Genomic DNA, 24788 nt, shown 5'->3' with positions numbered 1-24788 from the left:
ATCGCAAATAGTTCGTAGTTGGGTTCAATTTGGCAGACTTGGTGTGGTTTCACAAGTCAGAAACAAGCGAATGCTTCGCTTTTATTCTGACTTGCTCCAACCATCCAAGCCTATACGCCAAATCTTACACCCTGTGTGAAGTGGACGTCAGGGCTGACTTTTGGAACAGGTTTTGAATAGATAGTTCGTGTTTTAAAAAAGAGCCTGGGACTTTTGTCCCAGGCTCTTTTATCGTTATTAGAGTTTCTAGACTTTAACTGGCATTAGGCAGTCCACTATCGCCTCCCGACCTGTAAATGGTCCGTCGACTATAACCTTCTCCTTGGCTATTTCCTGGACTCACACTAGGTTCTCTCTGAGAGCTTGGTGTTTCTCTAGGTGGGTTTTGTAAACCTGATTCATTGCCTCGATCTGTGTTAGGTGCATTCTCTTTTGGATAAGCTGAGGTCGAATCTTCAATCTCAGATAATTCACTATCTGAGTGGCTTTCTTCCAGTCCGGAATGACTACTTTCTTCGACTTGACTTTCACTCTCTCTTGAAATATAAGTTTCGACTTCTTCGCTACTTTCAGAGTAAGAATTGGAGTCAATATCGATGGTGGTTTGTCTGCCATAATTTTGCTTAAGTTCTTGATACAATTCATTATTGACCAAGTCTCGTACACTATGACCAGCGCCTGGACTAGCTAAGCGGAGTGGTTTTGAGCCAAATATTAAATCAACAGTATGGACGGAGTCAGGTTGAGTCCAATCGCTACTTGGATTTCTACTTTCTAAGTGATCCATTACTTGCCGGTATAGGCGATCCGCAATTTGCTGTTGAGCTCTCGTTAAGTAACCATTTTCCTGGTAAGGCTCATCGTGCCCAGTCCATACTGTTACCGTATGGTTTTTGGTGTAACCGCTGGCCCAGTGATCGGGGACAGCTCCGGCTGGAATATTCAATTGGCGAACTTGGTCATCCGTGTAATTGGTCGTCCCAGTTTTACCAGCCTCATGAATATTAGGATTATGAATCCAGGAAGATAAACCTGATTTAAAGGTATCTTTTAAGACAGAGGTTAGCATGTAGGCCGTGGAATCTTTCATCGCTTCATGCGATTCACCTTGAACATCAACTTCTTCTCCGTCTGTAGTAATGAAGTAATCAACAGCTTTAGCTTCATTATATTGACCATTATTCCCCATTGCAGCATAGGCAACGCTTAATTGTAAGGGGGTCATCTCCCCACCGATAGCATTGGATTCAACCAGACCTTTGCCATCATTCAAAGTAATTCCTAATTTCTTTAGAAATTCGTCGGCACGTTCTGGACCAACGTCCTGGAAGACTTTGATGGCAGGGATATTTCTTGAGTTCTTCAAGGCTGTTCTTAAGGTCATGGTTCCTTGATATTGACGGTCCCAGTTATAAACCTTGGTTCCACTTGAGTATTGATAAGGTTCATCTTTTTCAGTTTGACCTGGTGAATAATTTAAATATTCAAAGGCAGGTCCATAGGCAGATAAGGGTTTTATGGATGAACCGACACTACGATTTAACTGGGTAGCTCGGTTAAGGCCCAATTGATTTTCTAAATGGCGACCCCCGAATAGAGCGATGATATGACTATTGCTGGTATCTAGAACGGATACCGCTGTTTGGATATTATCATTATCGAAAAGTAAACCATTGTTATCTTCAGCAGTTTGATGTAGGAAAGTTTGTGCTTGCATATCCAGGTGGGTATAGACTTTTAAACCATCGGAGTAAAGGTCATAGCCCGCCGCTTTAACGTCGGCAGCGACTTGCTGAATATAGGAGTCCAGCATCAATTTCTGTTGATTATTAGTATCAATCTGTTCGCTAAGCGGGAGTAAACCGTGATCAATCGGTTGGCTAATCGCTTCTTGGTACTCTTCTTGAGTAATGGTGTCATTATCTAACATGGTATAGAGCACGGTATCGCGACGCTCTTTAGCTTTATCAGGATTATGGTATGGATCGTATTCATTTGGTGCTTGCGGCATCCCGGCTAAAAGCGCAGTTTGATCTAGGCTCAGCTCGGTTAAAGGCTTGCCATAATAGATATTTGCGGCGGTACCAATACCGTAGACACCATTTGCCATATAAACCTTATTAATGTAGTATTCAAAAATTTCCTGTTTAGAAAATTGTGATTCTAACTGTAAGGCCAACCATAACTCTTGGACCTTTCTCTTATAGGTTCGATCTGATTCATTTGTAGAGAAAACAGATAGTTTCACTAATTGTTGGGTAAGGGTAGAACCGCCTTGGGCAATCCCACCTGCTCTTAGATTGGCAAATAAGGAGCCCATAATACGAATAGGGTCGACACCGCGGTGTTTAAGAAAGCGACGATCTTCGATTGAAGTCACTGCGTCAAAGGTTTCTTGAGAGATTTCATCGCCTTCAACGATAATCCGCTCATTTTGACTGGTTTCAAAGACTTCGTTTCCTTGGTTATCATATACGACAGAGGCCACTGAGCCTTGCAAATCACCTTCATTAATTTCTGGTGCTTGGGCAATCCAGATCAGGGCAATAATAGCTAAAATAATAAAGACACTGCCCACAGCGCCAAGGCCAATCAGTAATATTTTCTGCCACAAGGGCTTATTGTTAAAATTATTATTTTTTCTTTGTCGTGTCTTTTCCTCTTTATTCAAGCTAGAGGTGCGCCTTCTATTATGGGGATAATGAGTAGACAACAGAGTCACTTCCTTTTTAATTGTTATTTTGTAAATATTTATCCAGAGCAGCTAAATAATCGAGGGGAGGTTGGTATCCGACTTTAATAAAATAACCATGGTTTTTGATGCGATTGAGACTAATTGAAGCTTTTTGCCCCTCTTGAAAAGCTTGCCAGTCCTCTAATAAAGCACTAAGCGGGTATAGATAGCTTTGCGACAAGGTGGTGAAATGTAAGATAACAAAACTTATACCTCCTTGCTGACTACATTTTTCCATGTGTTTAATCTGATGGTCATGGAAGTTATTGAGGGAAAAACGGGTTTTTGTTTTCGTTTGCTTGGCTTCAAAATCAATATACCTACCTTGGTAGACCCCATTATAATCAGTGGTTGAGGCTTGTCGATAGTAGGCCTCCGTGATTTTAGCATGTTGACGATTGGGATAATCGACATGGACCACTTGTATAGGCGTTGGCTTTTTATGGATCACTGCCAAGTCATGAGATAAATACCAGGCATTGGAATCATTTAACATGTCCTCCAGCAACATGCCTCTTTTAGCATAAATTGTCTTTGGCTGACGTCTTGAATGCTTATTCAGCGAGGGAGCTTTATGGTACTTCTTCCCATTGGGATAATACATGACCTACCTCCTCTCAAATCATTAATTTATTATAGCAAAAATTGGCATTATTAAGAGAAATACATCCTCTATTTAATATAATTATAATATAGGCAATCTTTTTATCAAATTATCAAATGCACAGTATGGATATGCAACTAAAGATAATAAAGACTAGCCTGTGAAATTGCAATGGATAAGAATTATTTTGCGATAAATTGGACAAAGCCCCGGAATTAGTGTAGTATATCTGAACGTGTAGATTAATCTTAAGGATTAATTCTTGATTTAGAAATTTATTTATAGTTAGGGGAATGACCGCATGTCAGTAAAATTTGAAGAAACAGCGACAAATGAAGGTGTTTTGCACTTTACCGTTTCTAAAGAAGATGCTCAAAAGGCTTTAAAACAAGCATACAACCGGGTTAAAGGAAAAGTTAATATTCCTGGTTTCCGTAAAGGTAAAGTGAGTTACCCAGTTTTTGTTAAAATGATTGGTGAAGAAGCCTTATATGAAGATGCTTTAAACTATGCCTTACCACAGGCTTACGCTAATGCCGTAAAAGAAGCTGATTTGGATGTTGTAGGCCAACCTAAATTTGATGTAGAAAAAATGCACAAGGGTGGTTCTTGGGAATTAAAAGCTGAAGTAGCCACTAAGCCTTCAGTTTCTTTAGGCGATTACAAGGATTTAACTGTTGATAAACAAGACCGTGAAGTAACTGATGAAGATGTGGAAAACCGCTTGAAACAAGCCCAAGAGAACTTAGCAGAACTTTCCATTAAAGAAGGAGAAGCTCAAGAAGGCGACACCGTTGTGATTGACTATGAAGGTTCTGTTGATGGGGAAACCTTTGCCGGGGGTAGCGCAGAAAATCACTCCCTGGAATTAGGATCAAATTCCTTTATTCCTGGCTTTGAAGACCAATTAGTGGGTTCAAAATCTGGAGATGAAGTAGAAGTAAAAGTCACTTTCCCAGAAGAATACCACGCTGAAGATCTAGCTGGCCAAGACGCTATTTTTAAAGTGAAAGTTCATGAAGTAAAAGAAAAATCGGTCCCAGAACTTGATGATGAATTTGCTAAAGATGTGGATGACGAGGTTGAAAGCCTAGATGAATTGAAGGCTAAGTATCGTGATCAACTTCAAGAAGCTAAAGACCAACAAGCTGATGAACAAGTGGAAGACCAAGCAATCCGTCAAGCTGTTGACAATGCTGAATTTTCTTCTGTTCCTCAAGCGATGATCGATGAAGAAGTTAACCGTCAACTAGACCACTACTTGAATGAAATGCAACGTCAAGGGATTAGTCCCGAAATGTTCTATCAATTAACTGGTACTTCTGAAGAAGACTTACGTCAACAATTTGCTGAAGATGCAGATACCCGGGTGAAAACCAATTTATTATTAGAACAAATCATTGCAGAAGAAAACATTGAAGTAAGTGAAGAGGATATTGCTAAGGAAATTGAAAACCTAGCAGAAACCTATAATATGGAAGTTGAAGCCGTTAAGAACGTGGTGACAGAAGATATGCTCAAACATGACATTGAATTAAAACAAGCCATGAACTTAATTACCTCAACAGCTAAAGAAAAATAATCTGAACAGCTATTTTCAAAAATAGGTCAGAAATCGAGTGGGAGGTCGCATTAATTGACTTCACACTCGTTTTTTGTCACAATACATTAGATAGAGAAGGAGGAATGCGTAGAATGTTTAATGACGATAACGATAGCAATATCCATTGTTCCTTTTGTGGAAAGTCACAAGACCAAGTGACCAAGTTAATTGCAGGACCGGATGTGTATATCTGTGATGAATGTGTGAAACTCTGTCAAGAAATTATTGAAGATGACTTAAACGTTCAATCAGATAACGAAGAGTTTATCGTGAACCCTCCTAAGCCAACTGAAATCCGTCAAATTTTGGATGATTACGTGATTGGACAAACAGACGCCAAAAAGGCTTTATCTGTAGCCGTTTATAATCACTATAAACGTATTAACAGCAACCAAATTAAGAATCAAGACGAAGATAATGTAGAATTACAAAAAAGTAATATCTTATTAGTTGGTCCAACTGGTTCAGGGAAAACTTACTTAGCTCAAACGCTAGCCCGCATATTGAAAGTACCCTTTGCTATTGCGGACGCCACGAGTTTAACTGAAGCAGGTTATGTTGGAGAGGACGTTGAGAATATTCTCTTAAAACTGCTACAAGCAGCTGATTTTGATGTGGATAAAGCTCAACAAGGTATTATCTATATTGATGAAATTGATAAAATAGCAACCAAGGCGGAAAATGTATCTATTACCCGCGATGTCAGTGGTGAAGGAGTTCAACAGGCCCTCCTGAAAATTTTAGAAGGAACCGTTGCTAATGTTCCTCCTCAAGGTGGACGTAAACACCCTCATCAAGAGTTCATCCAAATCGATACTACTAATATCTTATTTATTGTAGGTGGGGCTTTCGATGGAATTGAAAATATCATTAAGGAACGTACTGGCCATAAGGTAATTGGTTTTCAAGCAACTAAGACGACAAAAGCTGAAAAGCATGACCTCATGACGCAGGTGATTCCTGAAGACTTACAAAAATATGGCTTAATTCCGGAATTTATCGGGCGTTTACCCATTATTGCTAGTTTAGATGAATTGAATGAGGAAGACTTGGAACGTATCCTGACAGAACCTAAGAATGCTTTGATTAAGCAATATAAACAGTTATTAGCCATGGATAATGTTCAGTTAGAATTTACTGATGACTCCTTACGGGCCATTGCTCAAAAAGCTATTGACCGTAAAACTGGGGCGCGGGGATTAAGGTCCATTATTGAAGAATCGATGTTAGAAGTGATGTATGATATTCCTAGTCGTGAAGATGTTTCTAAGGTTATCATTACTGAAGAAGTTGTTAAAGATCATGCAAGTCCCGAACTCTATGACCAAGATGGTCAGTTAATTGCCTAATGAATTAATTGAAGAGGGGCTGTGACAAGAGTCACAGCCTCTTTCTCAATGCAGTCCCTTATTTAAGCAAGCCATAAGACGCCTAAGCCTGTAGTAAGTTTAGGGAAATTTACTTTTAAGTAATAATCGTAAACTCGCCTAAGTCTGTTTTATAACTCAAGGAGCATCTCATGATACAAGCACAGAATATTGAATTTATGCTAAGCGCCGCCAGTCCTAAACAATACCCTGTTTCTGACCGCCCAGAAATTGCTTTAGCTGGCCGGTCCAATGTGGGGAAGAGCAGTTTCATTAATACTATGACCAACCATAAAAAGATTGCTCGTATTTCCAGTAAGCCTGGGAAGACCCAGCAGTTAAATTATTATAATCTTGATAATAGTCTTTACTTAGTTGACGTTCCTGGCTATGGATACGCAAAAGTAAGTAAAACGGAGCGAAGCCGCTGGCAAAAACAACTGGCAGATTATTTTATCCAACGAGAAAATTTAGAAGCCGTCTTTCTTTTGGTAGATTTTAGACACCGGCCTAGTAAAGATGATATCAATATGAAGGATTTTCTTGATCAATGTCAGGTACCGTATTTTATTATTGCGACTAAGGCGGATAAGGTGAAGAAAAATCAATGGCATAACCACCTGCAAGCTATAAAAGAAGATTTAGACCTGGTGACTGAAGATCAAATTTTACCTTATTCTTCTGCCAACCGTGAGGGGCGAGATGAGGCATGGGAAGTCATCAATGCCTTATTGGCTGGAGACTATGATGAATAGCTATTGTTTGAAAAGAAATATCTAACAATATTTTCGCTCTTATCTTGCATTCAAAAATTATCTTCACTATAATTTACTCTGATATAGCCAGTGGAGAAAGTGGGGGGATACAATGGCCTTAATACCGGAGGAAGTTATTGATCAGGTCCGCCAAAATGTTGACATTTTAGATATTATTGGTCAGTTTGTGGATCTTCAAAAGCGAGGAAAAAATTACTTTGGCAAATGTCCCTTTCACGATGAAAACACGCCCTCATTTACTGTAGAAGCTAATAAGCAATTTTATAAGTGCTTCTCATGTGGTAAAGGTGGCAATGTCTTTAATTTCCTAATGGATTTAGAAGGATATAGTTTTCCTCAAGCTGTAAAAGAAGTGGCTCAATTAGCTAATCTTAAGTTGGACTTTAATTTTGACCAGCTAGACCCAGGGACCAGTGTCCGTCAGTATAATGAAGAAGAGCAAACGCTTATCGATATCCACGAAGAGCTGGCAAATTTATACCATTATTTATTAATGAATACCAAAGCTGGTCACCAAGCCTTGACCTATTTAGAAGACCGGGGGTTAAAATCGGAGACCCTAGTCCAATATCACATTGGTTGGTCTCCCTACGATGGCCAGTTAACTTTCAACCATGTAAAAAATAAGGGGTATGACAGTGAAGCAATTGTAGCTAGTGGCATTTTTGTGGGTGATGGTCCGGAAAAAATCGATCGATTTAGAGGACGTATTGTATTTCCTTTACGTGATAAATTTGGTCATGTCTTAGGTTTCTCAGGAAGAATTCTTGAAGCCGATAGCGCAAATTCGCAGGCTAAATATCTAAACAGTCCAGAAACACCGATTTTTCAAAAAATAATTTTCTATTTAACCTTGATTTAGCTCAAGACAGCATTCGCAAGGAAAAGGAAATTATTCTTTTTGAAGGCTTTATGGATGTCATTCATTCCTACCAGGCCGGGGTCAAGCATGGCGTCGCTTCTTTGGGGACCAGTTTAACTGATCGTCAGATTCAAGTCCTCTACCGCAGCTCACGACAACTTTTGCTCGCTTATGATGGTGACAAACCCGGTTTAAAGGCAAGTAAGCGGGCGCTTGAACACATAGCCCAGCAAAGTCCTAGTATGCGAGTTAACCTGCTCATGTTTCCAAGTGGGATGGATCCTGATGAATTTATTGGTCGCTATGGTGAACAACGCTACCAGCAATTTATCCAAGAGCAAAGAATGACGCCGATTGCTTTCTACCGGCACTTTTATCAACAAGAGTTTTCTTTAGCGAATGACCGGGGTAAGATCCAATACATCAAGGCCATGCTAGCTGTTATTAGCCGCTTATCCTCCACTATTGAACAAGATGTCTACTTACAGGAATTGAGTGAAGACACTGGGGTTGATAAACGTTCGCTCCAAGCTCAACTCCACTTTGAGCAGGAAACCGGGCAGCGAGAAGAACAGTTTTCTGAAGTTAGCCGTGAGGAAGAAGTTCAACTGGATAAATTCCCCTTAAAAAAATATTCCAGTTTACAGCGCTTTGAGTTACAATTACTTAACCGCCTACTAACTTCTGAGAATGCTTGGTATTTAATCAAAAATATCGATGGAGACTTTCATTTTGAAAGTAGTAGTATTGAAAGTGTCTATCTTTTACTATGGGCCTACCGGCAAAGTGAAGGTGAAAGTATTGATATTGGGAATTTTTATCAGACCCTTCGCTCTGATGCTGATAGGCGGATCCTTATTGACGCTCAGGCGATGAATCTTCCCCCTGAGTGTACTGGTCAGGAAATTAGCGATTTAATTTATCAAATAAAAGAAAAGAGTCATTATCAGGACCAAATTAGGCAGATCAACCGGGATATAGCGAATGCTAAGCAAATTAATGATTATGCTAAAATTAGCGATTTAAATCAACAGAGAATACAAATATTGCGACAAATGAAACTGTCAAAAAAGAAGTCAGGAGAGATTTAATTGAGCAAAACGACCGACAAGCAGGAAAAAACTTTAAAACAAGCCAGTCAAGAATTACTTAATGAGAAGAAAATATTGGGCTCTATTTTATATACTGAGTTAAGTGATAAAATTGCTCAACCCTATTCTTTGAATGATGAACAAATGGATCAGCTTATTGAAAAATTTGAAGACGGTGGCGTAGCCGTTGTTGATGAGGATGGAGGCCCAACCAACCGTCAGTTACAAAATGAAGCGCTTAAGATGCAAGAAGACGATGAAGAATCTGAAAAAGATATTGATCAAATCTTAGATGAAGAAGAAAAAACTAAGAAGAAAGATAAAAAAGACAAAAAAGATACTAATAAGTCGGCTTCTTCAACGAGTTCAAAGGTAAAAACCAACGATCCTGTACGTATGTATCTTAAAGAAATTGGCCGAGTAGACTTACTGACAGCTGATGAAGAGGTTGCCCTTGCCAAAAGAATTGAAGCCGGAGATCCAGTAGCCAAGCAAGAGCTGGCTGAAGCCAATCTCCGTTTAGTCGTGTCGATTGCTAAACGTTATGTCGGTAGAGGAATGTCATTTTTAGATCTGATCCAAGAAGGTAATATGGGCTTAATGAAGGCAGTAGAAAAATTTGATTATACCAAAGGTTTCAAATTTTCCACTTATGCCACTTGGTGGATTCGTCAAGCGATTACCCGTTCGATCGCTGACCAAGCCCGTACCATTCGTATTCCGGTACATATGGTGGAGACTATTAATAAATTAGTCCGTATTCAACGGCAATTACTCCAAGAACTCGGTCGCGAACCCACGCCAGAAGAAATTGGTGCGGAAATGGACCTACCTACTGAAAAAGTGAGAAACATTATGAAAATCTCACAAGAACCAGTTTCCTTGGAAACCCCTATTGGTGAAGAAGATGATTCCCATCTTGGCGATTTTATTGAAGACAATGATGCCATGCAGCCAGATGAATATACCAATCAGGAATTGTTAAAAGAACAACTCAATGAAGTGCTGGATACTTTAACTGATCGGGAAGAAAATGTCTTACGTCTTCGTTTCGGTTTAGAAGATGGTCAAACCAAAACTTTAGAACAAGTTGGACAACAATTTGGGGTGACTCGAGAAAGAATCCGTCAAATTGAAGCCAAGGCCTTACGTAAATTACGCCACCCAAGTCGTCTCAAACAATTAAAAGATTTTCTAGAAGACTAAAAGCAACTCTGATAACAGTAATGGCATTCAAATGTTGGATCGCTTTCCAATGCTTGAATGCCTTTATTCTATCCTTCGTTTTTATAGATCACAATTGAAAGGAAAATGATCACTGTTGAATCCAATTATTAATCATGCTATCTTTAGATCAATTAGTTCATTCTAGAAGGAAGAGATGTCTTAGTGAAAGTAGTAAAATTCGGTGGTAGCTCTCTAGCTAATGATAAGCAAATAATAAAAGTGAAGAATATCATCGCAAGTGATAAGGACCGAAAAATCGTTATTGTTTCAGCGCCGGGTAAGCGGTTTGATGGTGATATAAAAGTGACTGACTTATTGATTGAATTGGCCTCACAGACACTAAATGGCAGCGTGGATACCTCCCAAACCTACAAGGAGATCGTTGAAAGGTATCGCGATATGGCAGAAGCCTTAGAAATACAAGAGCCAGTCATTGATGAAATCAAAAAATCTTTAAATGACATCCTCAATATGGATAAAAGTCAACCGGAATACTTTATCGATGCCCTCAAAGCGAGTGGGGAGGATAATAACGCTAAATTAATCGCGGCCTATTTCAGAACTTGTGGCTTGAATGCGAGCTACATCAATCCTGGTGAAGCAGGTTTGATTCTTAGTGATGAACCCGGCAATGCTAAGGTTTTAGCTGAATCCTATCTCAATTTAGCAAAACTAAAAGAGCGTGATGAGATCCTCGTTTTTCCTGGTTTTTTTGGTTACACCAAAGAGGGTAAATTAGTCACTTTTTCACGTGGTGGTAGCGACATTACCGGAGCTATCGTTGCCAATGGAGTGGGGGCTTCTATGTATGAGAACTTTACCGATGTTGATAGCATCTTTGTCGCTAGCCCGGCTCACGTTCACAACCCTGTTGGAATCAGCAATTTAACCTATCGAGAAATGCGTGAACTCTCCTATGCAGGCTTTACTGTGGTTCATGACGAGGCATTGTATCCTGCTTTTGCAGAAAACATTCCCGTCGTAGTCAAAAATACCAATAATCCGGAAGCCCCTGGGACAATGATTACGGAGAAAAAAATGACTGAAAATAAATGGCCAATTGCTGGTATCGCTAGCCATGGTGGATTTGCTTCTGTTTATATTACAAAATATATGATGAATCGCGAAGTGGGGTTCATGCGTCGAGTGTTGAGCGTCTTTGAAGAGTACGAATGTAGTGTTGAGCACGTGGTATCAGGGATCGATGATATTGACGTTATCTTTAAAGAAGAGCAACTTTCCGCAAAAGAATTAGATGAACTGCTTTTAGCGATCCAAACACGTACAGCAGCTGACAAGGTCGAAAAAAGAGAAAATCTTTGTCTGTTAATGATCGTTGGTGAGTCCATGCAATCAAGTATCGGGATTACCGCCCGGGCGACTAAGGCCCTCAGTCAAGCTAACATTAATTTAGAAATGATTAACCAGGGGTCTAGCGAAAATAGTGTGATGTTTGGTATCAAGGAAAATAAAGAAGCAGAAGCCGTACGGGCAATTTATGATGAATTTTTTGAAGCAGAAGACTAAGCCACTTGTTAGGTTTAAATATAAACAGAGAAGCCATTAAAGAAGTCGAATTTGTTTTGACTAAAAATAATTTTATGGATTGATTTATCACTTATTTTAAAAAATGCTTGCTATCTTAGAAGGAATAGGCTAAAGTAAGTAACAATAAATGTTACTAATACTTTGATAAAAAAGATTAGGCATTCTTTAGTCTTTTTTATTTGTCTAACTTATGAAAGGGGTTACTCACATGGCTCAAGCAAAAGTAGTGATTCAAAACCTAAAGAAGAGTTTTGATGATAATGAAGTTCTCAAAGATATCAACTTAGAAATCAGCGAAGGTGAAGTGGTCTGCATCATCGGTCCTTCGGGTTCAGGAAAATCTACTTTATTGCGATGCATTAATCGTTTGGAGACGATTGATGGGGGTAGTGTGGTAGTCGATGGTATTGATATGTCTGATGAAAGTATCGATATCGACAAGGCGCGTGAAAATATCGGAATGGTTTTCCAACAATTTAACCTATTTCCGCATATGACTGTTAAAGAAAATATTACTCTAGCACCCCTTCAATTAAATAAATTAAGTCAAGAAGAAGCTGACCAAAAAGCCCTTGAATTATTAGATAGTGTCGGCCTTAAAGAAAAGGCTGACGCCTATCCTAATTCTTTATCTGGTGGTCAAAAACAACGGGTAGCCATTGCTCGGGCCCTGGCTATGGATCCTGACTTAATGTTATTTGACGAACCCACCTCAGCCTTGGACCCAGAAATGGTTGGTGACGTGTTAGAAGTCATGAAAGACCTTGCTAGACAAGGGATGACCATGGTAATTGTGACCCATGAAATGGGCTTTGCTAAAGAAGTGTCTGACCGTACCTTGTTTATGGATGGTGGTTACATTGTCGAGTCAGGTAAACCAGAAGACTTATTCGATCATCCCAAACATCAACGGACCCAAGATTTCCTAGAAAAGGTACTCTAATCAATAAAACAGCTGACCTTGGAGTCAGCATGAACTAGTGGAGTCATTTAGACAAGAATATTTTTATTTAGAAGAGAGGCGACGTTTTTTACCCTGGCCTCTCTTTTATTTTACGGATGAGGCTAGTAATTCCTGCTTTTCAAGAGATAGTAAAAAAATTATAATTAAACAGGAAAACATTATAATTCTGATTAATGAATGGTACAATATGACTACTATTGATTTACGACTTGGAAAGGATGGAGCAAATTGCGCCAATTTTTTGAAAATAAAAAACTTGTGGTTGTGCTATTGAGTGTTATAAGCTCGCTTAGCCTGATTGCTTTTTCCACCTTTGGACAGGAAAGTTTACCCCAACCCATGACCTGGGTGAATGACTTTACTGCAATGGTAGCTCGCCTGATATCGACCCCAACAAATTCCATCATGCAATTTGGCGATTCTGTGACTAATTTACAGAACACCTATCAGGAAAATCAGCAATTAAAAAACAACTGTCCACTTTACAGAGCTTAGAAGCTCAAAATACTATTTTAAAAGAAGAAAATAAGCAAATGACCAATCTTTTAAAATTGAAACCGACCCTGGTTGGTAAGACAGTAATTGCAGCTTCAGTCATTTCTAGAGCTCCTGAGAATTGGTTAGATAAGTTGACTATTGATGTAGGTTCTAACAACGGAGTGAAGGAGAACATGTCGGTCATGACTGACTCAGGCCTCATTGGCCGAGTTTCCGAAGTTGGTCCCACAAGTGCAAAAGTGAGCTTAGTCACTTCAGACCAAGAAGATGCGGTGGAAATTGCTGCTGGTGTCCAATCGGATGATGGGATATTTTATGGGGTGATTGACCAATACGATTCCAGTCATAATCGCTTAATTGTCAATCAAATTCCTAAGGAAGCTAAAATAAAAGAGGGAAATCTGGTAACCACAAGTGGTCTGGGAGGCGTTTCTCCAGAAGGTTTAATCATTGGAAAAGTGGCTAAAATGGAAGATGATGAATTCGCTTTAGCTAAACGTGTCTATGTCGAGCCAGCAGCAAATTTCAATGATATCCGTCATGTCTTTGTGATTATGTCTCAAAGAAGTGAACCAGATACAGAAAACCCTAATGTGGCTGAAGAAATTCCAGGGGCCAATCACCAAGCTCAAGCTAGCCAAGCTGGAGCAAGTAATCATGCAAATTAGGAGGAGAGAGTGATATGTTCGATTATATACGCTATCATTTAACCCTTCCTGTTTTCTTAATTTTTGTTTTCTTACTGGATGGCGCTTTAGTCAACGTCTTACTAGCTAGTGTGGATACCTATGCCTATCAAATTATTCCTAGTCTTTTACTGATTAGCTTAACCCTGATTCCCTTATACTATAACCAGCCAAGAACGATTTATTTGATGGCTTTTATTATTGGTTTTCTGTATGATTCATACTATAACGGAATTCTAGGGATTAATTTATTTCTGTTCCCAGCAGTTGTTTACTTATCCTACCAGGTAAAAAATCGCTTTCCCTTGAATTTTTATAGCATCTGGGTCTGGGCTGTGATCATGTATCTTTTATATCACAATGTGATTTATTGGCTCTATCGGATTTTACGTATTCACGGGGACATTTATCTTAAGTTCTTAGCTAGCTTTTTAGGTCCCTCCCTATTATTTAATAGTTTAATGATTTTTCTGCTCAACCTGGTGATTTATCGCTTAGTAAATTGGGTCAAGGGCTGATCCTTATTGGGTTTTAAAAATAAATAAATCTTGCTAAATACAAATAATATCAGTATAATGAAAATTAATATCATAATGACAGTGAATGGAAGAGGCTAAAACCTTTCTTTTAAAGAGAGTCTGGCTGGTGGAAACAGACAAAGAAACTTTAGCTACACACCCAGGAGTCAATAGTTTAAAAGGCTATTCGCTTAGCGAGCGTTACATCGCGATGTTACTAACATCATGAGGCAATTATTGTGAGATAGTTGCGAAAAAAGGTGGAACCACGAAAGCGTCCTTTTCGTTTTAAACGAAGAGGGCGTTTTATTTTTTATTAAAAGAAAAGGAGGAGTTTGTCATGATAGCAGGATTCGACTTGAAAAAGTCTTGGATAGTTATGGTTATTGCTTTAGTTACTATTTTGGGGTTGGTGACAAACCACCATGTTGAAGCTGAAGAGGCAGCTCCTCAAGAACGGATGGAATCTGTTGAAGAGGGACCAAAAAGAGGCGATAAGGTTGTCATCGGCCTAGATGATACCTTTGCTCCCATGGGATTTCGTAATGGGCAAAATGAAATTGTTGGTTTTGACATTGACTTAGCCCAAGCTATTGCTGAGATTTACGGCTGGGAGCTCGACTTTCAGCCAATTGATTGGGCAATGAAGGAAACCGAATTGAATAGTGGTAATATTGACTTACTTTGGAATGGTGTTGGAATTACCCCTGAAAGAGAAGAACAGATGCTCTTTTCACAGCCTTATTTTGAAAGTCCTAATATCGTGATTACTAAAAAGGGAAGCCCAATCAAGGAACTTTCCGATTTAGTCGGAAAAACGATATCGACCCAGTCTGGCTCGACGACAGCTGAAGACATTAAGGGCTGGCCCAATCAACTCTACCAAAAATTGGCGCAAAAACCGGTTCTCTATTCCTCTTATAATGAGGTTTTTGCTGATTTAGATTCCGGTCGTGTGGATGCTGTGGTCACTGATTATACTTATGGTCACTATATTATGGAGGTTCGTGGGGAAGAAAAATATGACTCCTTCGTGGACCCCAGTAAGGAGCCTGAACAAATGGCAGTCGCGATGCGAAAATCTGCTAGCGGTCTTAAGACAATGATCGACCAAGGGCTTGACCAAGTAAAGGCTAGCGGAAAATATGATGAAATTGTCGCCAAATGGTTTGGAGAAAACCGCCAAGTGGCTAGCCAGGAGAATATAATTCAAAAAATCCTTCCCTCTCTATGGAGTGGTTTTAAATTAACCCTTGTCTTGTTTGTCTTGGTACTGGCTCTTAGTCTCCCATTAGGTTTTCTTATCGCCATTATGCGGGTCTTTAGCCCCAAACTGATTCAATGGTTAATTGAAGGTTATGTCTTTATTATGCGAGGGAGTCCGCTCATGTTACAACTGATGATGGTTTTCTTCGGTTTACCTTATTTAGGAATTAATTTGGATCGCTTTACCGCTGCCCTTATTGCCTTTGTGGTAAATTATGCCGCTTATTTTGCGGAAATTTTCCGGGGTGGGATTACTTCCGTACCCCAAGGTCAATACGAAAGTATCAAAGTCTTAGGGATTGGCTGGCAAAGGGGTTTTCGTCGCATCATTTTACCTCAAGTGATGAAAATCACTCTACCATCTGTCGGCAATGAGGTGATTGCCTTAGTTAAGGATACTTCATTAGTCTATGTGATTGGCCTTGGAGAATTGTTACGAGCGGGCTCGATTGCTGCTAACACCTATGCAACCATTATTCCTTATCTGGTTTGTGGTGTATTCTATTTAATCTTCACTGCCTTTGTGACCCTTGCCTTGCGTAGAATTGAATATCGGGTGAGCTGGTAGTCCAGTGATGAAAGAGGAGGGATTTTAATGGCCTTAATAGTTTCTAATTTAAAAAAATCTTACAACGGTAATATGGTGATTGATCAATTTAACTGCCGGATTGATCCAGGAGAAATTGTTATTTTACTGGGCCCATCCGGAACCGGGAAAACGACATTTATGCGTTTGATCAATAACTTAGAAAAATGTGACCAAGGGAGTATCGCCATTGGGGACCGGGTCCTCTGCCAAGAGACTTCCCAAGGGGTTCAATACAGTGATAAGGCGAGTCAACGCCGTTATCAAAACGCCATTGGTATGGTTTTTCAAAATTACCAATTGTTTCCTAATTTTACAGTATTAGACAATGTCTTAGAAGCACCTATCGCGCAAAAGTTAGCACCAAAGTCCGACTTGCTCGATCAGGCCATGTTTTTACTAGATAGCGTGGGCCTAAAAGATAAGGCCAATGCCTATCCATCTACCTTGTCAGGAGGGCAAAAGCAAAGGGTTGCCATTGCTAGAGCCATGATGCTGTCACCAGAGATCATTTGTTTTGATGAACCGACTTCGGCCCTTGACCGCGAGTCCGCTAATCAGGTAGGAAAGTTAGTTCAAGCTATCGCTAAACAAGGTAAGGGCATTTTAGTGGTTACCCACGATACCCAATTTGGTGAAGATTTTGGTACCCGGATTGTTTCTTCTAAAGAATTTAAATAAGCCATCTTAATTACTTATTCTTATTTTTTTGGGAAAAGGATTGCCAAGTAATTCAAGATTGTGCTATAGTATAAAAAATTGAATTTGCCTTTAAACCTGTCCCGTGAGGCAGGCAAGGAGACTTATATAAAAAAGGGATTAGTCTATACATGACTAGTCTTTTCGTCGAGCCTCCTTGTATAGGAGGCTTTTTTAGTGGAAAAAAGTGGATAAAAGAGGCTTATTCAGTTCCTATCGACTAATAATAGGCGTTAAAAGGCTCCTGTGAGGGCTAACGAAAGGATAAGAAATGATAAAAAAGAGATTAATTTTAGAAGATGGTAGTGTCTTTGAAGGGGAAGGCTTTGGTTACGATAAAGAGGTGATTGGTGAGCTGGTCTTTAATACTGGAATGTCTGGTTATCAAGAATCCATCACTGACCAATCTTACGCTGGTCAATTATTGACCTTTACTTATCCCTTAATTGGTAACTATGGGATTAATTATGATAACTATGAATCCTTAAATCCTTCATGTGTTGGTGTCATTGTTCATGAGTGGGCTAGACGCCCTAGTCATTGGAAGTCTCAAATGAATCTCGATACTTTCTTAAAACAGAAAAAAATTCCTGGCCTAGCTGGTATCGACACTCGTTTATTAACCAAGAAAATCCGCAAGCATGGGGTTATGAAGGCTTACTTAACCAGTAAAGAAGCCCCCTTGAGTGATTTATTAGCAGTCCTAAGAAATACAGAGCTTGATCAAAAATTGATTCAAAAAGTCTCTACCCAAGCGGCTTATCCGATTCCTGGTCAAGGTTACCGGGTCATCGTGATGGACTTTGGTTTAAAGCACTCAATCTTAGCTGAATTATCCAAGCGCAATTGTCAGGTGACCGTGGTTCCCTATGATACAAGCTTAGAGGAAATTAACGCCCTAGCTCCTGATGGGATTGTCTTATCCAATGGACCTGGTGACCCTGATGATCTTCCTGAAGCATTAGACACCATCCGCGAATTAGAGCAGCGTTATCCCTTATTTGGAATCTGCATGGGCCATCAACTGTTTTCGAAGGCTAACGGGGCCAAAACTTATAAAATGAAATTTGGTCACCGTGGTTTTAACCATGCCGTTAGGGAACTTGCGACTGGTCAAATTCATTTTACTAGTCAAAACCACGGTTATGCCGTCAGTCGAGAAGATTTACCAGCAGACCTAGAAATCACCCACGAAGAGATTAATGACCATACTGTCGAAGGGCTTCGTCACAAAAAGTACCCCGTCTTTTCGGTTCAGTATCATCCCGATGCTTGCCCTGGGCCTCATGACGCTGGATATCTATTTGACAGCTTCTTAAAGTTAATCGAAGAAAGTAAGCAAACAAAATAATCTATTTAAATCTAATCAGTGAGTTAGAAAATAGGAGGAAATATGACAAAACGTAATGATATTAAAAAATAATGGTTATTGGCTCTGGCCCTATTGTGATTGGTCAGGCAGCAGAATTTGATTATGCAGGGACTCAAGCTTGTTTAGCCTTACGCGAAGAAGGTTATGAAGTGGTCTTAGTGAACTCTAATCCAGCGACCATTATGACTGACCGTGAAGTAGCCGATAAGGTTTATATGGAACCTTTAACATTGGAATTTTTAACTCAAATTCTGCACCAAGAACACCCTGATGCTCTCTTACCTACCTTAGGGGGGCAAACAGCCTTGAATATGGCTATTGAACTTTCCCAAGCTGGCGTTTTAGAAGACTTAGAAATCGAACTCTTAGGAACGGACTTAAAAGCCATCAACCAAGCTGAAGACCGGGAACAATTTAAGGAGTTAATGGAAAGCTTGGGTGAACCAATTCCTGAATCCAAAATCGTCCACCATGTTGATGAAGCTATCGCCTTTGCTAATGAAATTGGCTATCCGATAATTGTTCGTCCTGCTTTTACTCTAGGAGGAACTGGTGGAGGACTCTGCGACAATAAGGAAGAATTAGCGGAAATTGCTGAACATGGCTTATCCTTATCTCCAGTTCACCAATGTTTGATTGAGCGTTCGATCACCGGCTACAAAGAAATTGAATACGAAGTTATGCGGGATAGCCAAGACAATGCCTTGGTAGTATGTAATATGGAAAATTTTGACCCGGTGGGTATCCATACTGGGGATTCCATTGTTTTTGCCCCATCACAAACTCTTTCCGACGAGGATAGCCAAATGCTCAGAGATGTGAGCTTAAAAATTATTCGGGCCCTCGGGATTGAAGGTGGTTGTAATGTCCAATTAGCTCTGGACCCTCATTCAGCTAACTATTATGTGATTGAAGTTAACCCTCGGGTATCACGGTCTTCAGCCTTAGCTTCTAAAGCCACTGGATACCCTATTGCTAAACTAGCTGCTAAGATAGCTGTTGGTTTGACTCTCGATGAAATGATCAATCCAGTCACTGGTTCTTCCTATTCCATGTTTGAACCTGCTTTAGACTATGTGGTATGTAAGATGCCGCGCTTTCCTTTTGACAAGTTTGAGCATGCTGACCGCCATCTAGGGACTCAAATGAAGGCAACTGGGGAGGTTATGGCGATTGGTAGAAATATCGAAGAAAGCCTGCTCAAGGCTTGCCGGTCATTAGAAATTGGCGCGATCCATAATGAAATTAGTGACTTTGCTGACTTAGATATGGATACCTTAGCTGAAAAAATCAAACATCCCCAAGATGATCGTTTCTTTTATTTATCTGAGGCGGTCCGCCGTGGGGTAGATATTGATTTGTTAAACCAATGGACTGGAATAAACCCTTTCTTCCTTGATAAACTCTTAGTTATTGCGGAATTGGAAGAAGAATTAAGCCAAAATGTAGGAGATCAGTACATCTTGCGCAAGGCCAAGGTAAAAGGCTTTTCCGATGTAAAAATCGCTGAACTATGGGATTGGACACCAGAAGAAGTGAGAGAATATCGTCTTAAGACTGGTATTTTGCCAAGTTATAAAATGGTTGATACTTGTGCAGGGGAATTTGAATCACAAACCCCATACTTCTATTCCACCTATGCTGAAGCCAACGAATCGCAAGTTTCTGACCGTGAAAAAGTCATTGTCTTAGGATCTGGTCCTATTCGTATTGGTCAAGGGGTTGAATTTGACTATGCCACGGTCCACTGTGTTGAAGCTTTAAAACATGCTGGCTATGAAGCCATAGTTATTAATAGTAATCCAGAAACAGTCTCCACTGACTTTTCGATATCGGATAAATTATATTTTGAACCCTTAAGTTTTGAAGATGTGATGAATGTTATTGACTTAGAGCGGCCTAAAGGGGTTATCGTTCAGTTCGGTGGACAAACAGCGATTAATCTGGCTTGGCCATTGGCTAGAGCTGGAGTGGAATTACTGGGAACCCAAGTAGAAGATATTGACCGCGCAGAAGATCGGGATCTTTTTGAACAATTGATTCATTCTTTAAATATTCCTCAGCCTAATGGGAAAACGGTAATGAATGAAAGTGAAGCGGTCAAGGCAGCTAAAGAAATTGGTTATCCTGTTTTAGTACGTCCTTCCTATGTCATTGGCGGTCGGGCTATGGAAATTGTCTATAGTGAAGCTGAATTACATAAATATATCCAAAGCGCTGTTGAAGTTAGTGAAGATCATCCTGTCTTAATCGACGATTACCTCCTCGGTATAGAGTGTGAAGTTGATGTGATCTCAGATGGTGAAGATGCCTATGTTCCAGGCATTATGGAACATATTGAACGCGCCGGAGTGCACTCGGGAGACTCCATTGCTGCTTATCCACCTCAAAACCTAAGTGCATCGGTGCAAGCAACTATCATTCAATACAGTCAGGAATTAGCTAAATCCTTGCACTGTGTGGGCTTAATGAATATTCAATTTATCGTCCAAGGCGAGAAAGTCTATGTAATCGAAGTTAATCCAAGAGCCAGTCGGACGGTGCCATTCCTATCTAAGGTAACCAATATTTCCATGGCTCAAGTCGCTACCCAGTTAATTCTTGGTAAAAAACTTAGCGATTTGATCGACCTTAGTTCGCCAAAAGAAGCAGACGGCGTCTATATTAAGGCACCGGTCTTCTCCTTTAATAAATTGGCCAAAGTGGATAGTTTACTAGGTCCGGAAATGAAATCGACAGGTGAAGTCATCGGATGTGGTCGGAGTTTAGAAGAAGCTCTCTACAAGGCCTTTGAGGCTAGTGGCTTACACCTGCCACAGTTTGGAAACATCCTTTTCACCATTGATGACCTTTCGAAAGAAGAAGCCCTGACCCTGGCTAATGGCTTTAAGTGCTTAGGCTATGAAATTTTAACGACTACGGGTACTGGCCAATACTTCAGCAATAACGGTCTAAAAGTAAAAGCTGTGGCTAAAATTAACAGTAATGAGGCAAATAGTATTCCTAATTTAATTGAAAATGGCAAGATTCAAGCCATTATCAATACTGTTGGTGGACAAAAAGAAGCTGGTGAGGATGGTCAAATTATTCGTCAATTAGCTATTGAACATAATATTCCACTGTTTACCACCTTAGACACTGCTTTAGCCATGCTGAAGGTACTACAAAGCCGCAGTATTTCAACTCAAGCCTTATAAGATAGACAAGAAATCGTTAAACTTTAGAAAAATTTTAGGGGGATAAGAATGGAACATTTAACCAGTGTACAAGATTTAAGCAATGAAGAAGTAATGGAGCTTATTAGACAAGGGGAAACTTTTAAAAATAGTCCAGTAGCGGTTCATCCCCAATCCATTACTATGGCTAATTTGTTTTATGAAAATTCAACTAGAACACATATGAGTTTTGAGCAGGCAGAACGGCGGTTGGGTTATCAAGTCTTACCCTTTGAAGTGAGTCAGAGTTCGGTCAATAAAGGCGAAAGTCTCTATGATACCGTTATTACTTTAGAAGCTATTGGAGCTAATGCATTAGTTATTCGCCATTCTCAAAATGAGTACTATCTTGACCTATTAAAAGAGCTTAATAAGCACCACCACAAAATCCACCTTATTAATGGTGGGGATGGTAGTGGCCAACATCCGAGCCAATGTTTACTAGATATGATGACTATCTATGAGGAGTTTAAGCACTTTGATGGTTTGAAGGTTGCAATTATTGGTGACATTAAAAATTCGCGGGTAGCTCGCAGCAATGCCCAATCACTCAACCAATTGGGAAGTCAAGTATTCTTTTCGGGCCCAGAAGCCTGGTATGATCCTCAAATGGACCAATATGGCAGCTACCAAGACATTGACCAGTTAATTGACCAAATGGATGTGGTGATGCTCTTACGGGTCCAACATAAAAGACATTCTGATGACCCATTGGAAAAGAGTTTTGACCCTAAGCGTTATCATGAGAAATATGGAATTAATTTAGACCGTTATCAAAAGCTACAAGACCATGCCATATTAATGCATCCAGGTCCTATTAATCGTGACGTTGAACTGGCTAGTGAACTTGTAGAATCAGAAAAGAGTCGCTTTGTGCAACAAATGGAAAATGGCGTTTATATGAGAATGGCTATCTTAAAGAGTGTGATTGAGGGTGAGAAATAATGAAAGTCCTAATTCAAGCAGGTAAGGTTTATAGTCAGGGCTCTTTGACGACAATGGATATTCTTATTGAGGGAGGAAAGATCCAAGCTCTGGGTCAACACTTGGCCGACCCAGATGAAGTTGATCAAGTGATTGATGCTTCAGGTTGCTTGGTGACTCCAGGCCTTATTGATATCCATGTGCATTACCGAGAACCAGGTTTTGAAGACAAAGAAACGATTGCTAGTGGTAGCCGGGCAGCAGCTCGCGGAGGTTTTACTAGCGTATGTACCATGGCTAACACCAATCCTGTTCCTGATACCCCTGAAAAACTTAGCCAGTTAATTCAAAAGAATCAAAGTGATGGTGAGGTAAAGATCCATCAATACGCTCCCATTACCAAGGATTTAACCAGTGACCAAGTTGTTGATATTCCAGCAATGAAGGAGGAGGGTGCCTTTGCCTTGAGTAATGATGGACATGGTGTCCAATCTGCTGCAACCATGTATCAAGCGATGCTAGCAGCCAAAGAGCAAGGCCTAGCCATTTGTGCTCACCTAGAAGATCGTTCCTTATTTAATAATGGCGTGATCAATGCAGGTAAGGCTGCAGAGCGTTTGGAACTTCCTGGGATTTTATCAGTGGCTGAAAGCAGTCAATTGGCTAGAGATATTGAATTAGCTCGGGCAACAGGGGTCCACTACCATGTCTGCCATGTGTCTACGGCGGCCAGTTTAAATTTGATTCGCCAAGCCAAATTGGATGGAGTGAATATTACTTGTGAGGTTGCTCCCCACCACCTTCTCTTCCATGATGGCAATATCTTAAAAGATGATGCCAATTATAAAATGAACCCGCCATTGAGAAACTCATCAGACCAAGAAGCCTTAGTCCAAGCCTTAAATGACGGGACTATTGATTTGATCGCTACAGACCATGCTCCCCATACCGAAGAAGAAAAGAGTCAAGGTTTCTTGAAGTCCCCCTTTGGAATTGTTGGTAGTGAAACAGCCTTTATGAGTTTATACACGCTATTAGTTAAGCGAGGGAAACTCAGTTTAGAAAGGCTCATTGCCCTAATGACTGACCAACCTCGTCAATTATTCCATTTAGAGACAGCAGGAACAATCTGGCCAGGGCAAGCCGCTGATATTAGTATTTTTAACCTCGACCGTCCTTATCAAGTCAAGGCTAGTGACTACGCCTCAAAGAGTAGCAATAGTCCTCTAAATAACACCAGTTTATACGGAAAAACCGAATATTGTTTAGTTAATGGAAAAGTTGTTTATCAAGCTGAGGGAGGAAATAGTAATGAATAATATCCAAGTGGAATTACCAGGTTTATCTTTATCTAACCCCTTAATGCCCGCTAGTGGGAGTTTTGGTTATGGTGATTTCTCTAATTGCCAAGACCTCGATTTAAGTCAATTAGGCGCCTTAGTGATAAAAACCACCACTTTGGAAGCTCGCGAAGGCAATCCTGATCCCAAGATGTGGTGGAATGATGACTACAGTCTTAATGCAGTAGGCTTAAAAAACCCAGGAATTGATGTGGTTATCAAGGAAAAACTTCCTCAGCTCAAAGAAAAATATCCTAGCTTGCCTATCATTGCTAGTGTAGGAGGAAATACAGTTGAGGACTACTGTCAAGTCGCCCAATTATTTGATCAATCCGGCTTAGTGAACGCTCTTGAAATTAATATCTCTTGTCCGAATGTGAAAAAGGGCGGCCTAGCTTTTGGCAAGGATCCTCAATTTGCTAAGGAATTAACCGAAAAATTAAGTCCTTAGTTGACCTACCAGTATACGTTAAATTGTCACCCAATGTCGATGACGTGGTGGCTATGGCCCAAGCCTTGGAAGAAGCAGGTGCAGATGGGCTAACCATGATCAATACTTTACTCGGAATGGGTATTGATATTAAAGAAAAAGACCAGTTCTAGGTAATGGCTATGGGGGAATCTCAGGAGCGCTCTTAAAACCCTTGGCTTTAAGAATGATTCACCAAGTCCGCCAACAAAGCCAGCTGCCTATTATCGGGGTTGGTGGTGTATGCACGGCTGATGATGTGATTGAAATGTTTATGGCCGGAGCTAACGCAGTCCAAGTGGGTTACCAACACTTTAAAAATCCTGGAATTTGTATTGATTTAGCTAAAGAATTACCGTCTCGTTTAGCAGAATTAGGTATTTCAAGTTTAACAGATATCCAAGTAATTTAAATTAAAATACGGTAAGTTGTAAAATGA

The 24788-nt window shown here is 40.1% G+C and carries 18 protein-coding genes, 2 pseudogenes and 1 other annotated feature; of the genes and pseudogenes, 18 read left to right on the top strand and 2 right to left on the bottom strand.

Annotated elements, in window-relative coordinates:
• Positions 1 to 253 precede the first annotated feature (253 nt).
• Entirely contained in the window at positions 254 to 2722 is a 2469-nt protein-coding gene (locus tag HMPREF9243_RS05825) for a transglycosylase domain-containing protein (protein WP_013668605.1), read from the bottom strand.
• Between the two features lie 7 nt (positions 2723 to 2729).
• Entirely contained in the window at positions 2730 to 3338 is a 609-nt protein-coding gene (gene recU, locus HMPREF9243_RS05820; RefSeq protein WP_013669521.1) for a Holliday junction resolvase RecU, read from the bottom strand.
• Positions 3339 to 3639: 301 nt separating this feature from the next.
• Between recU and tig the strand changes: the two genes are divergently transcribed.
• From tig to HMPREF9243_RS05735, 18 genes and pseudogenes are all read left to right on the top strand, one after another.
• Positions 3640 to 4920 (top strand): trigger factor, encoded by a 1281-nt coding sequence (gene tig, locus HMPREF9243_RS05815; protein ID WP_013668552.1) that lies wholly within the window; start codon positions 3640 to 3642, stop codon positions 4918 to 4920.
• A gap of 113 nt (positions 4921 to 5033) precedes the next feature.
• Complete coding sequence (clpX, locus tag HMPREF9243_RS05810) at positions 5034 to 6290, top strand: ATP-dependent Clp protease ATP-binding subunit ClpX (RefSeq protein ID WP_013669707.1); 1257 nt, start codon at positions 5034 to 5036, stop codon at positions 6288 to 6290.
• A 170-nt stretch (positions 6291 to 6460) separates the two neighbouring features.
• On the top strand, positions 6461 to 7063 hold the full coding sequence (gene yihA, locus HMPREF9243_RS05805) for a ribosome biogenesis GTP-binding protein YihA/YsxC (RefSeq protein ID WP_013669206.1): 603 nt from the start codon (positions 6461 to 6463) through the stop codon (positions 7061 to 7063).
• 112 nt (positions 7064 to 7175) lie between these two features.
• On the top strand, positions 7176 to 7946 hold the full coding sequence (locus HMPREF9243_RS05800) for a DNA primase (protein ID WP_041706126.1): 771 nt from the start codon (positions 7176 to 7178) through the stop codon (positions 7944 to 7946).
• A 50-nt stretch (positions 7947 to 7996) separates the two neighbouring features.
• Complete coding sequence (locus HMPREF9243_RS05795; RefSeq protein ID WP_041706125.1) at positions 7997 to 9037, top strand: toprim domain-containing protein; 1041 nt, start codon at positions 7997 to 7999, stop codon at positions 9035 to 9037.
• A complete protein-coding gene (gene rpoD, locus HMPREF9243_RS05790) occupies positions 9038 to 10243 on the top strand; it encodes an RNA polymerase sigma factor RpoD (RefSeq protein ID WP_013669912.1) in 1206 nt (401 codons plus the stop codon). It begins immediately after the preceding gene.
• 183 nt (positions 10244 to 10426) lie between these two features.
• Positions 10427 to 11791 (top strand): aspartate kinase, encoded by a 1365-nt coding sequence (locus HMPREF9243_RS05785; protein ID WP_013669803.1) that lies wholly within the window; start codon positions 10427 to 10429, stop codon positions 11789 to 11791.
• Positions 11792 to 12020: 229 nt separating this feature from the next.
• Complete coding sequence (locus HMPREF9243_RS05780; RefSeq protein WP_013669090.1) at positions 12021 to 12755, top strand: amino acid ABC transporter ATP-binding protein; 735 nt, start codon at positions 12021 to 12023, stop codon at positions 12753 to 12755.
• Positions 12756 to 13004: 249 nt separating this feature from the next.
• Complete coding sequence (locus HMPREF9243_RS10490) at positions 13005 to 13271, top strand: hypothetical protein (protein WP_155811987.1); 267 nt, start codon at positions 13005 to 13007, stop codon at positions 13269 to 13271.
• Positions 13238 to 13942, top strand: a complete 705-nt coding sequence (mreC, locus tag HMPREF9243_RS05775) for a rod shape-determining protein MreC (protein WP_155811986.1) — start codon at positions 13238 to 13240, stop codon at positions 13940 to 13942. Before HMPREF9243_RS10490 ends, mreC begins: the two co-directional genes overlap by 34 nt.
• Positions 13943 to 13956: 14 nt before the next feature.
• A complete protein-coding gene (gene mreD / locus HMPREF9243_RS05770) occupies positions 13957 to 14478 on the top strand; it encodes a rod shape-determining protein MreD (protein ID WP_013668857.1) in 522 nt (173 codons plus the stop codon).
• 72 nt (positions 14479 to 14550) lie between these two features.
• Positions 14551 to 14763, top strand: a binding site (T-box leader).
• Between the two features lie 55 nt (positions 14764 to 14818).
• Complete coding sequence (locus HMPREF9243_RS10310) at positions 14819 to 16312, top strand: ABC transporter permease subunit (protein WP_013669427.1); 1494 nt, start codon at positions 14819 to 14821, stop codon at positions 16310 to 16312.
• A 27-nt stretch (positions 16313 to 16339) separates the two neighbouring features.
• Positions 16340 to 17011: an amino acid ABC transporter ATP-binding protein gene (locus tag HMPREF9243_RS05760; protein ID WP_013669943.1), complete on the top strand. Its 672-nt coding sequence runs from the start codon at positions 16340 to 16342 to the stop codon at positions 17009 to 17011.
• Positions 17012 to 17300: 289 nt separating this feature from the next.
• The gene (locus tag HMPREF9243_RS05755; protein ID WP_013669633.1) at positions 17301 to 18380 is read left to right on the top strand and encodes a carbamoyl phosphate synthase small subunit; all 1080 of its coding nucleotides are present in this window, start codon (positions 17301 to 17303) and stop codon (positions 18378 to 18380) included.
• A gap of 42 nt (positions 18381 to 18422) precedes the next feature.
• Positions 18423 to 21598 (top strand): annotated as a pseudogene (carB, locus tag HMPREF9243_RS05750) (carbamoyl-phosphate synthase large subunit).
• Positions 21599 to 21646: 48 nt separating this feature from the next.
• The gene (locus HMPREF9243_RS05745; protein ID WP_013669003.1) at positions 21647 to 22561 is read left to right on the top strand and encodes an aspartate carbamoyltransferase catalytic subunit; all 915 of its coding nucleotides are present in this window, start codon (positions 21647 to 21649) and stop codon (positions 22559 to 22561) included.
• Positions 22561 to 23859 (top strand): dihydroorotase, encoded by a 1299-nt coding sequence (locus HMPREF9243_RS05740; protein ID WP_013669236.1) that lies wholly within the window; start codon positions 22561 to 22563, stop codon positions 23857 to 23859. Before HMPREF9243_RS05745 ends, HMPREF9243_RS05740 begins: the two co-directional genes overlap by 1 nt.
• Positions 23852 to 24761, top strand: a pseudogene (locus HMPREF9243_RS05735) (dihydroorotate dehydrogenase). The gene HMPREF9243_RS05740 and the pseudogene HMPREF9243_RS05735 overlap by 8 nt, the downstream one beginning before the upstream one ends.
• The last annotated feature ends 27 nt before the right edge of the window (positions 24762 to 24788 follow it).

This window comes from Aerococcus sp. Group 1, assembly GCF_000193205.1.
GTDB classification, from domain to species: domain Bacteria; phylum Bacillota; class Bacilli; order Lactobacillales; family Aerococcaceae; genus Aerococcus; species Aerococcus urinae_A.
Note: the sequence above shows the minus strand (reverse complement) of the source record. Positions and strands in the feature narration are given on the sequence as shown.